Origin of the sequence: Accumulibacter sp., from assembly GCF_023806565.1 — a bacterium.
GTDB lineage: Bacteria > Pseudomonadota > Gammaproteobacteria > Burkholderiales > Rhodocyclaceae > Accumulibacter.
This window is the reverse complement of sequence record NZ_JAMTDV010000004.1, coordinates 35,653-52,371: the sequence shown is the minus strand read 5'-3', so window position 1 is coordinate 52,371 and position 16,719 is coordinate 35,653. Positions and strand designations below refer to the sequence as shown.

Sequence of the window (16,719 nt, the reverse complement as noted above, 5' to 3'; positions counted from 1 at the left end):
CGAGGAGACCGAGGCGCCGGGGTGCCTACCCCAGCGCGCAGCGCTTCAGTTCAACTCCAAGTCGACATCCTACGTGACGCAATGCTTTGCGTCACCATGCTGTGCGTATGTACAGCAAACGCCGGAATTCTCTTTGAATCAACGGCCTTTGACATGGACAGGTAAACGAGAATCGCCGACAAATGCGTCACCGGGGGCGGCGCGACGAGATCCTTTGCATGCCTGCGGGATTGGTTCAAGGAGCAAGTCGGGTAAGGGCAGTATGGCGTAGTTCATGGACAGCCCGCCAATTTGTTTCCTTCCCAATTTGCACCCGATTGCCCCGATTCTACCGTGCCGCCCGGATGATCCGGCACAAGCGTGCCGCTGCCGATTCGATCAGCGAACTCGCGTCGCGCATGCATTCGTCGAGCGACATCGGGCGCTCGCAGATGCTGATCACTGCGTCGATTCCGTGCGCCAGCACGTCGTCCGCTCCCGGACCGATTCCGCCGGACAGGCAGAATACCGGAACGGCGAAACGCTTGGCGTGCTTCGCGACGCCGATCGGTGCCTTGCCGAAGGCCGTCTGAGAATCGGTGCGACCTTCGCCGGTGACGACGAAGCGCGCATCCTGCACGATCTCGGCAAAGTTGGCGGCGTCGAGCACGAGATCGACGCCCGGTTTGAGCTTGGCCGGAGTGAAGAACAGGAGACCGGCGCCGAGACCGCCGGCGGCGCCAGCCCCCGGCTGTTCGGCCACTTTTCTCCCGGTCGCCCGTTCAGCGCAGACGGCAAAGCGGGCGAGCGCGGCGTCGAGTTCGGCAACCATTTCCGGAGTTGCCCCTTTTTGCGGACCAAACACGGCGCTGGCGCCGCGCGGGCCGCAGAGCGGGTTGTCGACGTCACAGGCGATGGTGATGTCCGCCTCCGCCACGCGCGGATCGAGATCGCGCAGGTCGATCTGCGTCAGTCCGGCTAGCGCCGCGCCGCCGGCCGGCAGTTCGCTGCCGTCCTGGCCGATGAAGCGGACGCCGAGCGCTTGCGCCATGCCGGCACCGCCGTCGTTGGTCGCGCTGCCGCCGATGCCGACGATGATCCGGCGCAGCCCGGCATCGAGCGCCGAGCGCAACAGCTCACCGGTGCCGTAGCTGGTGGTCAGGCGCGGGTTTCGCTGATCACGGGGGACCAGCGGCAGCCCCGAGGCAGCCGCCATTTCGATCACCGCCGTTCGGCCATCGCCGAGCACTCCCCAGGATGCTTGCACGCGCTCGCCAAGCGGGCCGCGGACAGTGGTCTGACGCAACTGTCCGCCGGTTGCACTGAGCAGCGCGTCGACGGTGCCCTCCCCACCGTCGGCAATGGGAACCTTCCGCACTTCGGCGCTCGGGAACACGCGCAAGATTCCTCGTTCCATGGCCTGCGCCACGCCCAGCGCGGACAGACTGCCCTTGTACGAATCCGGTGCCACGACGATACGGAACATGCCTGCCTCGCGATCAAGAGTGCGACCCTGGAGCGTGCATGCTAGCGATCGGCCGAACAGATGTCACCGTCTGCGAGGAAAATCGGTTCGGCAGCGGGCTCGTCGACGCCTGCCGGGGCTCATTGCTGCGAGGGCCGTCGGCTGCCCCGTGCCGGTGCGGCAAGGGGCTTTATGCTGGTGCCCGGGCACGACGTACGCACCACTCTGGTGCCTGGGCGACCGGCCGGTCGGCGAGGGGACGCGGAAAAGGTGCCTTACTCAAGCATTTAATGGGCTTTGCATGTTCTTGCTGCGGTTGGCACGCCATTTGCTTTTCAGGTTCGCGGGAACAATTCATTCCTGTCCTTAACCCTGGAGGAGCAAACTGATGCTACGTCGCAATTTCATGAAGACCATGTCGGCCGTTGCCGTCACTGCCGCGTTCGGGCTCAATTCGCTGAGCGCGCTGGCTGCCGAGACGATCAAGGTCGGTGTTCTGCATTCGCTTTCGGGCACCATGGCGATTTCCGAGACGGCGCTCAAGGAGACCGTTCTCATGGCGATCGACGAGATCAACAGCAAGGGTGGCGTGCTCGGAAAGAAACTCGAGCCGGTGGTGGTCGACCCGGCTTCGAACTGGCCTCTGTTCGCCGAGAAGGCGAGGCAGTTGTTGAGCAAGGACAAGGTCGCGGTGACCTTCGGCTGCTGGACTTCGGTCTCGCGCAAGTCGGTCCTGCCGGTGTACAAGGAACTCAACGGTCTGCTCTTCTATCCGGTGCAGTACGAAGGCGAGGAACTCGAATACAACGTTTTCTACACCGGCGCCGCGCCAAACCAGCAGGCGATTCCGGCGGTCGAGTACCTGATGAGCAAGGACGGCGGTGAAGCCAAGCGCTTCGTCCTGCTCGGTACCGACTACGTCTATCCGCGGACGACCAACAAGATCCTGCGCGCCTTCCTGAAGTCCAAGGGAGTTGCCGACGCCGACATCATGGAGGAATACACCCCGTTCGGCCACAGCGATTACCAGACGATCATCGCCAAGATCAAGAAGTTCTCGAGCGAAGGCAAGAAGACGGCGGTGATCTCGACCATCAACGGCGACTCGAACGTCCCGTTCTACAAGGAACTGGGCAACGCCGGGATCAAGGCGACAGAAGTGCCGGTGGTCGCCTTCTCGGTCGGCGAGGAGGAACTGCGCGGCGTCGATACCAAGCCGCTGGTCGGACATCTGGCGTCCTGGAACTACTTCATGTCGCTGAAGAACGTCGAAAACGACAAGTTCACCAAAATGTATCGCGCCTGGGCGGTCAAGCAGAAACTACCGAACGCCGACAAGGCGGTCACCAACGACCCGATGGAAGCGACGTACATTGGCGTCTATATGTGGAAGCAGGCGGTCGAGAAAGCCAAGTCCACCGACGTCGACAAGGTAATCGCGGCGATGGCCGGTCAGACCTTCAAGGCGCCGTCGGGATTCACGATCAAGATGGACGAGAAGAACCATCACCTGCACAAGCCGGTGTTCATTGGCGAAATCAAGGCCGACGGACAGTTCAATGTCGTCTGGAAAACGCCAGGACCGATCAAGGCGCAGCCATGGAGCCCCTACATCCCGGGTAACGACAAGAAGAAGGACGAGCCGGAAGGCAAGGGCAAGTAAGCAGGACCGTCCGGGCAGCGGAGCCCTGTCGCCGCTGCCCGCTCCCGGAGGAAGCATGCGCACCATAGGATTACTGTTTTGCGGCTGGCTGCTGAGTGCGTCATGCCTGGCGGCCATCGACCCGGTACTGCTCAAGCCGCTCGCCGCGGAAGACTCCGACACCAGAATCGCGGCGATCGCAGCGCTCGCCGAGGCGGCACCCGAGGAGGCTCTGCCGATATTGCAGGCACTCTCCGAAGGTTCGCTGGCGATTGCTGGCGAGCGGATGGTGATCGTGGACGGCCGGCGAGTGCTCGACGCCGCCAGCAATGCCGAAATCAAGCCGGCGCCGGGGACGATCGAGACGATTGGCATCAACAATCGGGTACGGCGCGAATTGTCGGCGGCAATGGCGGCATTGCGCCTGTTTTCCGCCGAGCGCGCGGTGCGCTGGCAGGCCGCGCAGGAAGTGACGGCGAGCGCCGACGCGAAGATGCTGCCGCTGCTCGACCGGGCGCTGGCCAGTGAAACCGACGGCGAGATCAGGAGCCGACTGCAAATGGCCCATGCCCAGGCGAGCCTGGGCTCGACCGACGCCGAGGTGCGTCTCGCCGCGGTGCGCGTGCTCGGGGAGAGCAGTGATCCGAGAGTCAAGCAACTGCTGCTGCCACTGACGGAAAAGCGCGGTGATGGCTGGGTCGAGCCCGACGGCGCAGTGCGCGCCGCGGCCGGAACCTCGATCCGCGCCATCGAGCAGCGTTTGGCGTGGGCCGAGAACCTCGGTCGCGCTTTCACCGGCCTCTCGCTTGGCTCGATCCTGCTGCTCGCAGCACTCGGCCTGGCGATCACCTACGGCGTCATGGGCGTGATCAACATGGCGCACGGGGAACTGCTGATGGTCGGCGCCTACTCCGCCTGGGTGATGCAGAGCGTGTTTCGCGCGTATTTTCCCGAGGCGATCGACTGGTATCTGCTCGCCGCCGTCCCGGTCGGCTTTCTCGCCGCCGCGCTGGTCGGCGTGCTGATGGAACGCATCGTCATCCGCCATCTCTACGGTCGCCCGCTCGAAACTCTGCTCGCCACCTGGGGAATCTCGCTGTTCCTGATGCAGGTGGCGCGGACGCTGTTCGGCGCGCAGAACGTCGAAGTTGCCAACCCGGCGTGGCTGGCGGGCGGCATCGAGGTGCTGCCGAACCTTCTGTTGCCATGGAACCGGATCATTATCGTCGCCTTCTCGATCGCGGTGCTGAGCGCGATGTGGGCGATCCTCAACCTTTCGCGGCTGGGCATGTTCGTTCGGGCAGTGACGCAGAACCGGCCGATGGCCGGCTGCGTCGGGGTGCCGACCGGGCGCATCGACACGCTCGCCTTCGGCCTCGGCGCCGGCATCGCGGGCCTCGGTGGCGTGGCGCTGTCGCAGATCGCCAACGTCGGTCCCGACATGGGGCAGGGCTACATCGTCGACTCGTTCATGGTCGTCGTGCTCGGCGGCGTCGGGCAGCTTGCCGGTGCGGTCTGGGCGGCCCTCGGTCTCGGCGTGTTCACCAAGTTCCTGGAGGGTTGGACGGGGGCGGTGGTCGCCAAGATCGTTGTGCTCGTGTTCATCATCATCTTCATCCAGAAGCGTCCGCAAGGGCTGTTCGCCGTCAAGGGCCGCTTCGTCGAATCGTGAGCCCGGAGAGAACTTCCATGAGAACTCCGCTGATCGTCCGTCTCGGGCGCAGCTTCGACTCCCGGGGCTGGCTGCTGAGCGGCCTGGTCGCCGCCTTCGCGCTGATCGCCGTGCCGATCATGCACCTGCTGCTGCCGCCCGAAAACCCGCTGCATCTGTCCACCTGGTTCATCACGCTGATCGGCAAGATTCTCTGCTATGCGATCGTCGCGGTGGCAATGGACCTGATCTGGGGGTATGGCGGCATTCTCTCGCTCGGCCACGGCCTGTTTTTCGCACTCGGCGGCTACGCGTTTGGAATGTACCTGATGCGGCAGATCGGTCGTGACGGCAGCTACCAGAGCGACCTGCCGGATTTCATGGTCTTCCTCGACTGGAAGGAAATGCCGTGGTTCTGGGCCGGCAGCGACAGCTTTCTCTGGGTCGCCCTGCTGGTGCTCGTCGTCCCGGCACTGATCGCCTTCGTCTTCGGCTACTTCGCTTTCCGCTCACGCATCAAGGGAGTCTATTTTTCGATCATCACGCAGGCCCTGACCTACGCGGCGATGTTGCTCTTCTTCCGCAACGAAACCGGTTTCGGCGGCAACAACGGTTTCACGGATTTCAAGCGCATCCTCGACCATTCGATCACGGCAGCGGAAACACGGGTCGTCCTCTTTGCCCTTTCGGCATTGGCGCTGATCGGCACGCTGCTGCTCGCGCGTTATCTGGTGACATCGAAATATGGCCGCATTCTGACGGCGATCCGCGATGCCGAGTCGCGGGTGATGTTCATCGGTTACAACCCGCTGTGGTTCAAGCTCTTCGCCTGGACCCTGTCGGCGATGCTGTGCGCCATCGCCGGTGCGCTGTACGTACCGCAGGTGGGAATCATCAATCCGTCCGAGATGTCGGTCGCAAACTCGATCGAAATCGCCATCTGGGTAGCCGTCGGCGGGCGCGGCACGCTGATCGGGCCGGTCATCGGAGCTTTCCTCGTCAATCTCGCCAAGAGCTGGTTCACCGTGAGCTTTCCCGAATACTGGCTGTTCTTTCTCGGCACCCTGTTCGTCGTCGCCACCTTGTACCTGCCGCAGGGCGTCGTCGGCCTGTGGTCCAGGCTGCGCAGTGGAGTGAAGCAGGGCGGCAAGAAAGCGATTGCGGCAGCGAAGGGAGCGGGAGCATGAACGCCGTCGATTCACTGCTTGACGCCAGAGACAATCCCGACTGGGACAGCGGCACCGCCGAACTCGGGCACGTGCTCAAGCCGGGCAAACTCGACCTGTCGCACAAGGTCATCCTCTATCTCGAAGACATCACCGTCACCTTCGACGGCTTTCGCGCCCTCAACAAGCTGTCGCTGACGATCGATGCCGGCGAATTGCGCTGCATCATCGGGCCCAACGGCGCCGGCAAAACGACGATGATGGATGTCATCACCGGCAAGACCCGACCCGACGAAGGCACCGTCTTCTTCGGTCAGACGATCGACCTGACGCGACTCTCGGAACCCGAAATCGCGCACATCGGCGTCGGCCGCAAGTTTCAGAAACCGACGATCTTCGAGAACCATACCGTTTTCGAGAATCTCGAACTGGCGATGAAGACCGACAAGCGCGTCCGCCACAGTCTCTTCGCACAACTCGATGCCGCCGCCAGCGACCGGATTGCCGAAACCCTGCGCCTGATTCGTCTCGATACGCACGGCAAGCGCCTGGCCGGATTGCTCTCGCATGGCCAGAAACAGTGGCTGGAGATCGGCATGCTGTTGATGCAGGAGCCGAAGCTGCTGCTGCTCGACGAACCGGTCGCCGGCATGACCGACGAGGAGACCGAGCGTACCGGCGAACTCTTTCTGTCGTTGGCCGGCAGGCATTCGCTGGTCGTCGTCGAGCACGACATGGCTTTCGTCAAGCAGCTCGGCAGCAAGGTCACGGTCCTGCACGAAGGCAGCGTCCTCGCCGAAGGAACGCTGGAAGAGGTGCAGGCCGATGCCCGCGTGATCGAAGTCTATCTGGGACGTTGACTGCGATGCTGAAGGTAAACCAGCTCAATCAGTACTACGGTGGCAGCCATATCCTGCGCAACCTCAGTTTCACCGCCGAGGCGGGCAAGGTGACGGCGATCCTGGGTCGCAATGGCGTCGGCAAGTCGACGCTGCTCAAGTCGCTGATGGGATTGCTGCCGACGCGAAGCGGCAGCATCGAGTTCGCCGGCCGCGATCTGACGCGCGCCGCTTCGCATCAGCGCGTGCGCGCCGGCATCGGCTACGTGCCGCAGGGGCGAGAAATCTTTCCACGCCTGACGGTGCACGAGAATCTGCTGATGGGGCTCGCTGCCTGTCCGCGCAGCGCGCCGATACCCGAGCGCATCTTCGAGATGTTTCCCGTTTTGCGGCAGATGCTGCGCCGGCGTGGCGGCGACCTGTCGGGTGGGCAGCAGCAGCAGCTCGCCATTGGCCGTGCGCTGGCGATGAGTCCACAGCTCCTGATCCTCGACGAGCCGACCGAAGGCATCCAGCCGTCGATCATCAAGGACATCGAACGCGCCGTGCGCTCGCTGGCGGCGGGTGGCGAAATGGCAATTCTGCTGGTCGAGCAGTATTACGATTTCGCCCGCTCGCTGGCCGATCAATACCTGGTGATGGAACGTGGCGAGATCATCCTGCGCGGTCGTGGCGAAGACATGGAGAAAGACGGGGTGCTCGCGGCGCTGGCGGTTTGACGGTCGCCGGGCTCGCGCTCAAATTCCCGATTGACCGCGGATTACCGGGAACGCTACCCTCGCGACGAGGGCGCCGGCCACATCGTCCGCGAAAAGCGGCGAGCGCCACGCTGCGATTCCCATCTGGCTCGCGCTGCCCGTCCAGCGATTCGACGCCCGGCCCTGTCGAAGGACGTGCAGTCGGCGCCCGTGCGGGCAGCCCGCCAGTCCTTCGACCGATCTGCCGATAGGTGCCGCCATGACCGCATCGCAACAATACATCGATTCGCACACTCCGCTCGGCGCCAGCCTGGTGCCGGGAGGAGCCACTTTTCGCACCTGGGCGCCGAACGCGCTGGCGGTGTATCTCGCGTTGCCGCAGCCGACGGGCAGCCCGCCGGACTTTCCGAAGAGTCCCGACGCCTTGCTGGTCAAGGACGGCAATGGCTATTGGGGAGGCTTTTTCCCGGGTGTCGAGGATGGCGATCTCTACCGCTTCTACGTCGTCGGCGAAGGAAGCGAAGGCTTCAAGCGCGACCCTTATGCGCGCGAGCTGGAGATGGACGGCTATCCCGACTGCAATTGCATCGTGCGTAGCCCGGCGGACTATGCCTGGCACGACGCCGGCTACCGTACGCCAGCGTTCAGCGAGCTGATCGTCTATCAGTTCCACATCGGCGTGTTCTATGCGAGAGACGCCAGCGGCCGGGACATTCGGCCGCACCGGGTGTGCAAGATTCTCGACGTGGTCGATCGCATCGAGTATTTCGCCGATCTCGGGATCAACGCGGTGATGCCACTGCCATTCCAGGAGTTCCAGGGCGAGAACAGCCTCGGCTACAACGGCACCGACCTTTTCTCGCCGGAGATGGACTACGCGGTGCGGGCAGCCGACTTGCCACCGTATCTCGAACGGGTGAACCGGCTGCTGACGGCGAAGGGATTTCCTCCTCTGACGGCGGCGCAGATCACGGGACAGGTCAACCAGTTCAAGGCGTTCATCGACCTTTGCCACCTGTACGGGGTCGCTGTGATCACTGATGTCGTGTATAACCACGCGGGCGGCGGATTTGACGATCAGAGCATCTACTTTTTCGATCGCCAGGCCGCCACGACCAACAACAACAGTCTTTACTTCACCGATCAGGGTCACGCCGGCGGCCTGATATTCGCCTACTGGAAGCAGGAGGTGCGCGAGTTCCTGATCGACAATGGCAAGGCGCTGTTGCAGGAATACCATGTGGACGGCCTGCGCTACGATCAGGTCACGGTAATCGCAGAAAACGGCGGCTGGTTCTTTGCCCAGGATCTGACCAGCACGCTGCGCTTCATCAAACCCGGCGCCGTGCAGATCGCGGAGTATTGGGGGGACGAGCGCTGGCGGGCAATTGCCTCGCCGCCTTATGGAATGGGTTTCGACCTGGGCTATAGCGATACCTTGCGCGACAACGTGCGCAAGGCGATCGGCGAAACTACCGGCGGCCGGCAGGCGGCGGTGAATCTCGATCGCGTGCGTGACGCCCTTTACCTGACGTATCGCGATCAGGGACGCTGGAGCGTGTTTCAGTGCCTGGAAAACCACGATCTGCTCGATGTCAATCATGGCGACCGGCAGCCGCGTATCGCAGCTCTTGCCGATCCGAGCAACTCGCGCTCGTGGTACGCACGCAGCCGGGCGAAGGTGGCGGCCGGGATGCTGCTGACGGCACCCGGGGTACCGATGATTTTCATGGGTCAGGAGTTTCTCGAGGACAAGTACTGGACGGACTGGACGGGTCGTCCCGAGTTGCTGATCTGGTGGGATGGTCTGGAAGGCGGTGACAAGGCGATGTCGGATCAGCATCGCTGCACGCGTGATCTGATGTGGCTGCGTCGCAGGCATCCCGGACTGCGCGGCGACGGCCTGAACGTTTTCCACGTGCACAATCAGAATCGGGTCATCGCCTGGCAGCGCTGGATACCGGGAATTGGTCGCGACGTGGTGATCGTCGCCAGCTTCAACGAGGGAACCTTCTACAACCACGGTTACCGCATCGGCTTTCCGGCCGGCGGGTACTGGTACGAGGTCTTCAACAGCGACGTCTACGACCAGTGGGTCAATCCCAACGCGCAAGGGAATGCGGGTGGCGTTACTGCCGACGGTCCCTCGTGGGACGGGCTGCCGGCGTCGGCCGCGATTACCTTGCCGGCGAACAGCATCCTCGTTTTCGCTCGCGACCACGGAGATTTCTAGCCCCGGTCGGCGAGGAGCGGGGCGGCGAGCGAACCGGCAGCGGCCTTTGCCGGTTCGCTCGAATCGTTGTGCCGGTGGCCCTGCCTGCTGCCTCAGGCGGATGCAGTCTGGCGGCGACGCATCGTCGCGCCGAGCATGCCGAGTCCAGTCAACAACAGTGCGCAACTGGCTGGCTCGGGGACCGCGGCGGCCAGCGTGAAGTTGTCGATTGCGTTGTAGCTGGCGGCGTTAGGCATGTCGATCTTGATGCTGCTCAGCGGCGTCGACGAGGTGATGCCGATGAATTCCAGCGGCGCCAGCGGCGAAATGGATCCGTTGCTGGTCGCGGACCAGGTGAAGCCGTCCGACAAGGTGACGGTAAAGGTCACCGGCGCGCCGAGCAGGCCGCCGAAGTCGAAGCCGACGGCGGTCGCCCCCGGCAGCGTCGCGACGATGGTGTTCGTCGCCGCATAGTCCGAGTTGAGATAGCCGCCATCGGGATAAGCGGTGCCATACCAGTTTTCGCCAATGACGAACATGCTGCCGTTGCCGGTGAAGGTGACGCCCGACAGGATCAGCGGGCCAGCGTTGTAAGCGACGTAGCTGTTTGCTCCTGCGATACCATTAAAATCGATGATGGTCTGCCCAGCGGTTGCGGCGTCGAACGCCGCCCGGGAAGTGTATACGGTGTCCGCCTGGGCGCCGCCAACGAGCCCCATGATTCCAGCGCAAGTTGCTGTAATGGCGAATAAGTTTTTCATTGAAGGAACTCCTGTATTGGTCAGAGGAAAATTGACGAATTTGTCCGGTCATTCTGCGCGACCCGAGCAATTCGCCGAAAGCACAAGCCGCGCCACCTCTTCAAGAATAAGAAAAATTGATGTTCTTTCAATGCAATGGAGATCCGGTCAACGGTCACGGAAGGTGCGCGTGTCAAGAATTTCGACAGGTCGCCACAGGTCCTCTTCTTGACGATGCGGCATGGTGCGCGTGAGGGACGTTGCGCCACGAGCGATCGCTCGCGACCGGAGGAACGGCGCCGCTATTCGATGTGGCTATCTGCTGCAGTGGCGCGATTGACCCCTGTCGATGGGGAAACCTATAATCGGAAGCGTGTCGTCGGGTGCACCTCCTCTGGCCAGTCCTCTCCTTCGGCAGGTCGCACTTTCTGCTGCCAGTTCGCCTCCATCAGCCCGACAGGCCGGCGGCGCTTCGCCTGCCAGAAAGGATCAGGAGCCATCGATGCCGTCTTCTTCACCATGTTCGCTCTCGATTCGCAGGTGCACCGTGCAGTCCCGTGATGCGGCGCAGGCTGCCCGGGAGGTACACGCTGCACTGGACCAGCCGGAAATCAAGCTCGCAGTCTTTTACTGTGCAGCCGACATGGATCTGCCGGTACTGGCGGAGGGCTTGCACCGGCTCTTCGGCGACGTCAATCTGATCGGTTGCACCACCGCAGGCGAAATCACTCCGCAGGGCTACCTTTCCGGCACGGTGACCGGCTTCAGTCTGGCCGGGCGCGACCTGGATGTCGCCACCCGGCTGATCCCCCTCGATCCCTTCGACAGTGTTGCCACCGCGGGCGAAGTCAGCGCACTGCTGGACGGCCTCGGTCCGCGCGACGGGCAACCGCCCAGCGCCGGCGATACCTTCGCATTCCTGTTGATCGACGGCCTCGCGATGCAGGAAGAACTCGCCGTCAGTTGCATGCACCACCACCTGCAGGGAATCGACCTGATCGGCGGCTCGGCAGCCGATGGCACTCGCTTCGGGGCAACACACCTCTACTACCAAGGAAAATTCCGGCAGAAGGTCGCGCTGCTCAGCGTGCTGCGTACCGGGTTGCCGTTTCTGGCGTTCCGCACGCAGCACTTCGTGCATTCGGACAAGCGCCTCGTCATCACCCGCTCGGATCCGCTGCGCCGGATCGTCTTCGAGATCAACGGCAAGCCGGCTGCCCGGGAATTTGCGCGGCTGCTGGGCCTGGCGATCGATGAACTGACGCCGTTGATCTTTGCCACGCATCCCCTGGTCGTGCGCGTCGGCGGCCAATACTTCGTGCGCTCGATCGCGAAGGTGAACGAGGACGAAAGCCTGTCGTTCTTCTGTGCCATCGACGACGGCATCGTGCTGACGATCGCCAGAGGTATGGACATGCTGGAAAACCTGCAGGAGGCATTCGCCAAGGTCCGCGCCACCGTCGGGCCGCCGCAACTGGTACTCGGCTGCGACTGTATTCTGCGCCGCCTGGAAGGCGAACGCGATGGACTCCAGGAACGAATCGGAAAGCTTCTCGCCGAGAACAACGTGATCGGCTTCGCCACCTATGGCGAACAGTTCAACTCGATGCACGTCAATCAGACTTTCACTGGCATTGCGATCGGACAGGCCTCCTGAAGTTCGCAGACGATCGACCGCTACGAAGATGAGCGAACTGGCCCGTTTGCAGTCCCGCTGCCTCGAACTCGAGGAGGAAAACGCACAGCTTCGATACATCAACGAGGTCCTGATGAATCGTGTCGAACGCGAAGTGGACCGGAAGGGCAACTCGTTTTCCCTGTTTCAGGGCGCCATCGCTCTCGAAGGCAAGGTGAAGGAGCGTACTGCCGCGCTGACTCAGGCCTTGCAGGCGCTCGAGCAAAGCAATCGGGAGTTGCAGGCGTCGAACGAGGCGGCGCACGCGGCCAGTCGCGCCAAGTCGGCATTTCTAGCGGCGATGAGCCATGAGCTGCGGACGCCGATGAACGGCGTGTTGGGAATGACCGAACTGCTGCTCACCAGCCCGCTGGACGGCAAGCAGCGGAAGATGGCCGACACCATTCAGCAGTCGGCCCTCTCGCTGCTCAAGATCCTCAACGACATTCTCGACTTTTCGAAGATCGAGGCCGGTCGCCTGGACATAGAATCGACGCCTTTCGACTTGCGCGCGACGACCGAACAGACTCTGCTGCTGCTGCAAGCACAGATCGAGGGCAAGGGTCTGGCATCGCTGATCGACTGGCCGGCTGATCTGCCGAATGCGGTGATTGGCGATCCGACACGCTATGCGCAGATCCTTACCAACCTCGTGGGCAATGCACTGAAGTTCACGCAACAGGGGCAGATCTGCATTCGTGCCCGGCTGATCTCCGACGAAGGCAGCGCGCTGGTTTATCGCTTCGAAGTGGAAGACACCGGTCTCGGCATCAGCGAAGACATCGTGCCCCACCTCTTCGAGTCGTTCACGCAGGCGGACAGTTCGATCACCCGGCGGTTTGGTGGTACCGGTCTGGGGCTCGCGATCGTGCGGCGGCTTTGCGAACTCATGGGCGGACGCTGTGGCGTAAGCAGCCGGCAGGGTGTCGGCTCGTGTTTCTGGTTTTCCTTGACGTTCGAACGTGATCGGCAACGCCAGCCGGCGCGGCAAGTGGTTCTGCCGACGAGCCCGGTGCCACAGGTTAGGCGGACGGCAGAGGCGCGGCAGCTCAAGGTGCTGGTCGTCGAAGACAACCCGGTCAATCAGTTGGTTGCCTGCGGTTTTCTGGAGGCGATCGGCTGTGCCTGTACGGTCGCCAGCAACGGTCTGAGCGCACTGGAAGTGCTCGCCGCGCCGCATTCCTTCGACATGGTCCTGATGGATTGCCAGATGCCCGAACTGGATGGGATCGAGGCGACACAACGAATTCGCGCCAGCGAAGCCGCCGGCGCCACGCGCATTCCGATCATCGCGCTGACTGCGAATGCCATGGTTGGCGATCGCGAAACCTGTCTGGCTGCGGGCATGGACGATTTTGTCAGCAAGCCGTTTCGCCTCGACGAGCTTGCGACAGTGGTCGACAAGTGGCGCCCGCGGCAGGCTGGCGAAGTATGCGCTGCGAGGACCTGAAGCGGCGGGCAGACGAGGAAGCGGCGCGTCCCGGCTGGCACGCGCGCCTGGCTCTCGGCTTCGAGCGGCACTCGGCGGCGACGCGGCTGGTGCGGCGTGAGCATTGCGGACCGCTGCGCGTACAGCGAGCGTTTTACCCGGAAGGCCCCGCCACCTGCCACGCGATCGTTCTCCATCCGCCGGGCGGAATTGCCGGCGGCGACCGCCTCGAGGTCGAGCTTGCCGCCGCTCCCGGCGCGTGTGCCTTGTTGACCACACCTGGCGCCGGCAAGTGGTATCGTGCGGGTGGGCGGCCGGCGCAGCAGTCGCTGTCGGTCCGTGTCGCCCCTTCTGCGATCATCGAATGGCTGCCGCAGGAAACAATCGTTTATGATGGCGCCGAAGCGACCATGCAGACGCGCGTCGAGCTGGCGGAAGGGGGAACATTCTGCGGCTGGGAAATTCTATGCCTGGGCCGCACTGCCAGCGGCGAACGCTTCCGAAATGGCTGGCTCGACCTGTCGACGCGGATCGAAAGGGCCGGACGGCCGCTGTGGATCGAGCGCGGGCGGCTCGCGGGTGGCGCGGCGTGGCTCGACGCGGCCGCCGGTCTGGCCGGCCAGCCGGTCAGCGCGACACTGCTTCTCGCCGGCAAGGCGGTGGCTCGCGATTGGCTGGATGCCTGTCGCACGCTTCCCGCCGACGGAGGCGTGCTCACCGGCGTCACGGCTTTGCCCGAAGTGCTCGTGGCGCGCTGCCTTGCCCCCGGGACGGAGGTGGCGCGCGCCTGGTTGAGCGCGGTATGGCAGGTCTTGCGACCGGCCGCACTCGGCAGGACGGCGGTGCCGCCGCGGATCTGGAGCACCTGAACATTGTGGGAGATGCATGGAACTGACACCGAGAGAGAAGGACAAGCTGTTGATCTTCACCGCTGCGCTGGTCGCCGAGCGGCGCCGGGCGCGTGGTCTGAAACTCAACTACCCGGAAGCAGTCGCCCTGATCAGCGCCGCCATCGTCGAAGGCGCGCGCGATGGGCGCAGCGTGGCCGAACTGATGAGCTACGGCACGACGCTGCTGACCCGGGACGACGTGATGGAAGGCGTCCCCGAAATGATCCACGACATCCAGGTGGAGGCAACCTTCCCGGACGGGACCAAGCTGGTTACCGTCCATCACCCGATCGTCTGAGGAGCCGGTCATGATTCCCGGAGAAATGCAGATAGAGGACGGCGAGATCGAACTCAACGCCGGTCGCGAGACGATCCGGCTGACGGTCGCCAATACCGGCGACCGGCCGATCCAGATCGGTTCGCACTATCACTTTGCCGAAACGAACCTGGCGCTGGCCTTTGACCGGGCGGCGGCACGCGGTTACCGGCTCGACATCGCCGCCGGCACCGCCGTACGCTTCGAGCCCGGGCAGACGCGCAGCGTGCAGCTGGTTGCGCTGGGCGGGGACCGTAGGGTTTACGGTTTCACTGGCTCAGTCATGGGGGAACTGTCATGAGTGTCCGCATCTCGCGGCAAGCCTACGCCGAAATGTTCGGGCCAACCGTCGGCGATCGCGTGCGCCTTGCCGATACCGAACTGTGGATCGTCGTCGAAAGTGATTTCACGATCTACGGCGAGGAAGTCAAGTTTGGCGGCGGCAAGGTGATTCGCGACGGGATGGGGCAGGGGCAGAAGCCTGCCGGTGAAGTCGCCGATACGGTGATCACCAACGCGCTGATCGTCGACCACTGGGGGATCGTCAAGGCCGACATTGCGATCAAGGGCGGGCGCATCGCCGGCATCGGCAAGGCGGGCAATCCGGACATCCAGCCAGGAGTGACGATCGCCATCGGCGGCAGTACCGAGATCATCGCCGGCGAAGGAATGATCGTCACCGCCGGCGGCATCGACAGCCACATTCATTTCATCTGCCCGCAGCAGATCGAGGAAGCGCTGATGTCGGGCGTGACGACCATGCTCGGCGGCGGCACCGGACCAGCCACAGGCACTTACGCCACCACCTGCACGCCGGGCCCCTGGCACATTCACCGCATGCTCGAAGCAGCCGACGCCTTCCCGATGAACCTCGGTTTCCTCGGCAAGGGCAACGTCTCGCTGCCGGAACCCTTGCGCGAGCAGGTGCGCGCCGGCGCCATCGGCCTCAAGCTGCACGAGGACTGGGGAACCACTCCGGCTGCGATCGACAACTGCCTGACAGTGGCCGAAGAGATGGACGTGCAGGTGGCGATTCATACCGACACGCTCAACGAATCCGGTTTCGTCGAAACGACGCTGGCCGCCTTCCAGGGACGCACCATCCACACCTTCCACACCGAAGGTGCGGGCGGCGGGCATGCGCCGGACATCCTGCGCGCCGTCGGCGAAGGCAACGTCCTGCCGTCTTCGACCAACCCGACGCGGCCTTACACGGTGAATACGGTCGATGAGCACCTCGACATGCTGATGGTTTGCCATCACCTCGACCCGGCGATCGCCGAAGACGTTGCTTTCGCGGAAAGCCGCATCCGGCGCGAGACCATCGCCGCGGAGGATATCCTGCACGATCTCGGAGCGTTGTCGATGATGTCCTCCGATTCGCAGGCAATGGGCCGCGTCGGCGAAGTGATTCTGCGCACCTGGCAAACCGCACACAAGATGAAAGTGCAGCGTGGTCCTCTGCCATCGCCTGCGGCGGGGGGTGCCGAGTATGCGAACGACAACTTCCGCGTCAAGCGCTACCTAGCCAAGTACACGATCAACCCAGCGATCACGCACGGCATCGCCGATCTGGTCGGGTCGATCGAAGTCGGCAAGCTCGCCGATCTGGTGCTCTGGAAACCGGCCTTCTTCGGCGTCAAGCCGTCGCTGATCCTAAAGGGCGGGATGATCGCCGCCGCCGCGATGGGCGACGCCAACGCCTCGATCCCGACGCCGCAGCCGGTACACTATCGGCCGATGTTCGGCGCTTTCGCGGGCGCGCGCAAGACCTCGGTAACTTTCGTTTCGCAGGCCGCGCTCGACAATCCGGAGGTCGCCGCGCTGCGGCTCGCGAGACCACTGCACGCCGTGCGCCGGACGCGCGGGCTGGGCAAGACGGACATGATCCACAATTCGGCGACGCCGACGATCGAGGTCGATGCCGAAACCTACGCCGTGCGCGCCGACGGCGAACTGTTGGTCTGCGAGCCGGCCAGCGTCCTGCCGATGGCGCAGCGCTACTTCCTGTTCTGAC

Annotated in this window: 14 protein-coding genes; 12 read left to right on the top strand and 2 right to left on the bottom strand. The window is 63.6% G+C overall.

Features of this window, described 5'->3' with window-relative positions; all coding sequences use genetic code 11:
- Positions 1 to 328: 328 nt before the first annotated feature.
- A complete protein-coding gene (locus tag NFV80_RS00490; protein WP_296757453.1) occupies positions 329 to 1,465 on the bottom strand; it encodes a glycerate kinase in 1,137 nt (378 codons plus the stop codon).
- 367 nt (positions 1,466 to 1,832) lie between these two features.
- Between NFV80_RS00490 and urtA the strand changes: the two genes are divergently transcribed.
- The 6 genes from urtA to NFV80_RS00460 all read left to right on the top strand — a co-directional run bounded on the left by urtA (position 1,833) and on the right by NFV80_RS00460 (position 9,673).
- Positions 1,833 to 3,107, top strand: a complete 1,275-nt coding sequence (gene urtA, locus NFV80_RS00485) for an urea ABC transporter substrate-binding protein (protein ID WP_296757451.1) — start codon at positions 1,833 to 1,835, stop codon at positions 3,105 to 3,107.
- A 55-nt stretch (positions 3,108 to 3,162) separates the two neighbouring features.
- A complete protein-coding gene (urtB, locus tag NFV80_RS00480; protein ID WP_295324675.1) occupies positions 3,163 to 4,758 on the top strand; it encodes an urea ABC transporter permease subunit UrtB in 1,596 nt (531 codons plus the stop codon).
- 17 nt (positions 4,759 to 4,775) lie between these two features.
- Positions 4,776 to 5,924, top strand: a complete 1,149-nt coding sequence (urtC, locus tag NFV80_RS00475) for an urea ABC transporter permease subunit UrtC (RefSeq protein WP_295324677.1) — start codon at positions 4,776 to 4,778, stop codon at positions 5,922 to 5,924.
- A complete protein-coding gene (gene urtD, locus NFV80_RS00470) occupies positions 5,921 to 6,763 on the top strand; it encodes an urea ABC transporter ATP-binding protein UrtD (protein ID WP_295324680.1) in 843 nt (280 codons plus the stop codon). The genes urtC and urtD overlap by 4 nt, the downstream gene beginning before the upstream one ends.
- A 5-nt stretch (positions 6,764 to 6,768) precedes the next feature.
- Entirely contained in the window at positions 6,769 to 7,461 is a 693-nt protein-coding gene (gene urtE, locus NFV80_RS00465) for an urea ABC transporter ATP-binding subunit UrtE (protein WP_295324681.1), read from the top strand.
- A gap of 238 nt (positions 7,462 to 7,699) precedes the next feature.
- The gene (locus tag NFV80_RS00460; protein WP_295324684.1) at positions 7,700 to 9,673 is read left to right on the top strand and encodes an alpha-amylase family glycosyl hydrolase; all 1,974 of its coding nucleotides are present in this window, start codon (positions 7,700 to 7,702) and stop codon (positions 9,671 to 9,673) included.
- Between the two features lie 92 nt (positions 9,674 to 9,765).
- Here the strand turns inward: NFV80_RS00460 and NFV80_RS00455 are convergent, their stop codons facing one another.
- On the bottom strand, positions 9,766 to 10,413 hold the full coding sequence (locus tag NFV80_RS00455; RefSeq protein ID WP_295324686.1) for a PEP-CTERM sorting domain-containing protein: 648 nt from the start codon (positions 10,411 to 10,413) through the stop codon (positions 9,766 to 9,768).
- Positions 10,414 to 10,939: 526 nt separating this feature from the next.
- Here NFV80_RS00455 and NFV80_RS00450 point away from each other — a divergent pair.
- From NFV80_RS00450 to ureC, 6 genes are read left to right on the top strand one after another with little or no spacing between them, the layout of a single operon-like run.
- A complete protein-coding gene (locus NFV80_RS00450; RefSeq protein WP_295324690.1) occupies positions 10,940 to 12,049 on the top strand; it encodes an FIST N-terminal domain-containing protein in 1,110 nt (369 codons plus the stop codon).
- 28 nt (positions 12,050 to 12,077) lie between these two features.
- Positions 12,078 to 13,517 carry an ATP-binding protein gene (locus NFV80_RS00445; protein ID WP_295324691.1) on the top strand — a complete coding sequence of 480 codons (1,440 nt, stop codon included), beginning with the start codon at positions 12,078 to 12,080 and terminating at the stop codon, positions 13,515 to 13,517.
- Entirely contained in the window at positions 13,499 to 14,365 is an 867-nt protein-coding gene (locus NFV80_RS00440; protein WP_295324693.1) for an urease accessory protein UreD, read from the top strand. Before NFV80_RS00445 ends, NFV80_RS00440 begins: the two co-directional genes overlap by 19 nt.
- Before the next feature lie 16 nt (positions 14,366 to 14,381).
- Positions 14,382 to 14,684: an urease subunit gamma gene (locus NFV80_RS00435; RefSeq protein WP_295324694.1), complete on the top strand. Its 303-nt coding sequence runs from the start codon at positions 14,382 to 14,384 to the stop codon at positions 14,682 to 14,684.
- A gap of 10 nt (positions 14,685 to 14,694) precedes the next feature.
- Positions 14,695 to 15,003, top strand: a complete 309-nt coding sequence (locus NFV80_RS00430; RefSeq protein ID WP_295324696.1) for an urease subunit beta — start codon at positions 14,695 to 14,697, stop codon at positions 15,001 to 15,003.
- Entirely contained in the window at positions 15,000 to 16,718 is a 1,719-nt protein-coding gene (gene ureC, locus NFV80_RS00425; RefSeq protein WP_295324698.1) for an urease subunit alpha, read from the top strand. Before NFV80_RS00430 ends, ureC begins: the two co-directional genes overlap by 4 nt.
- The last annotated feature ends 1 nt before the right edge of the window (position 16,719 follow it).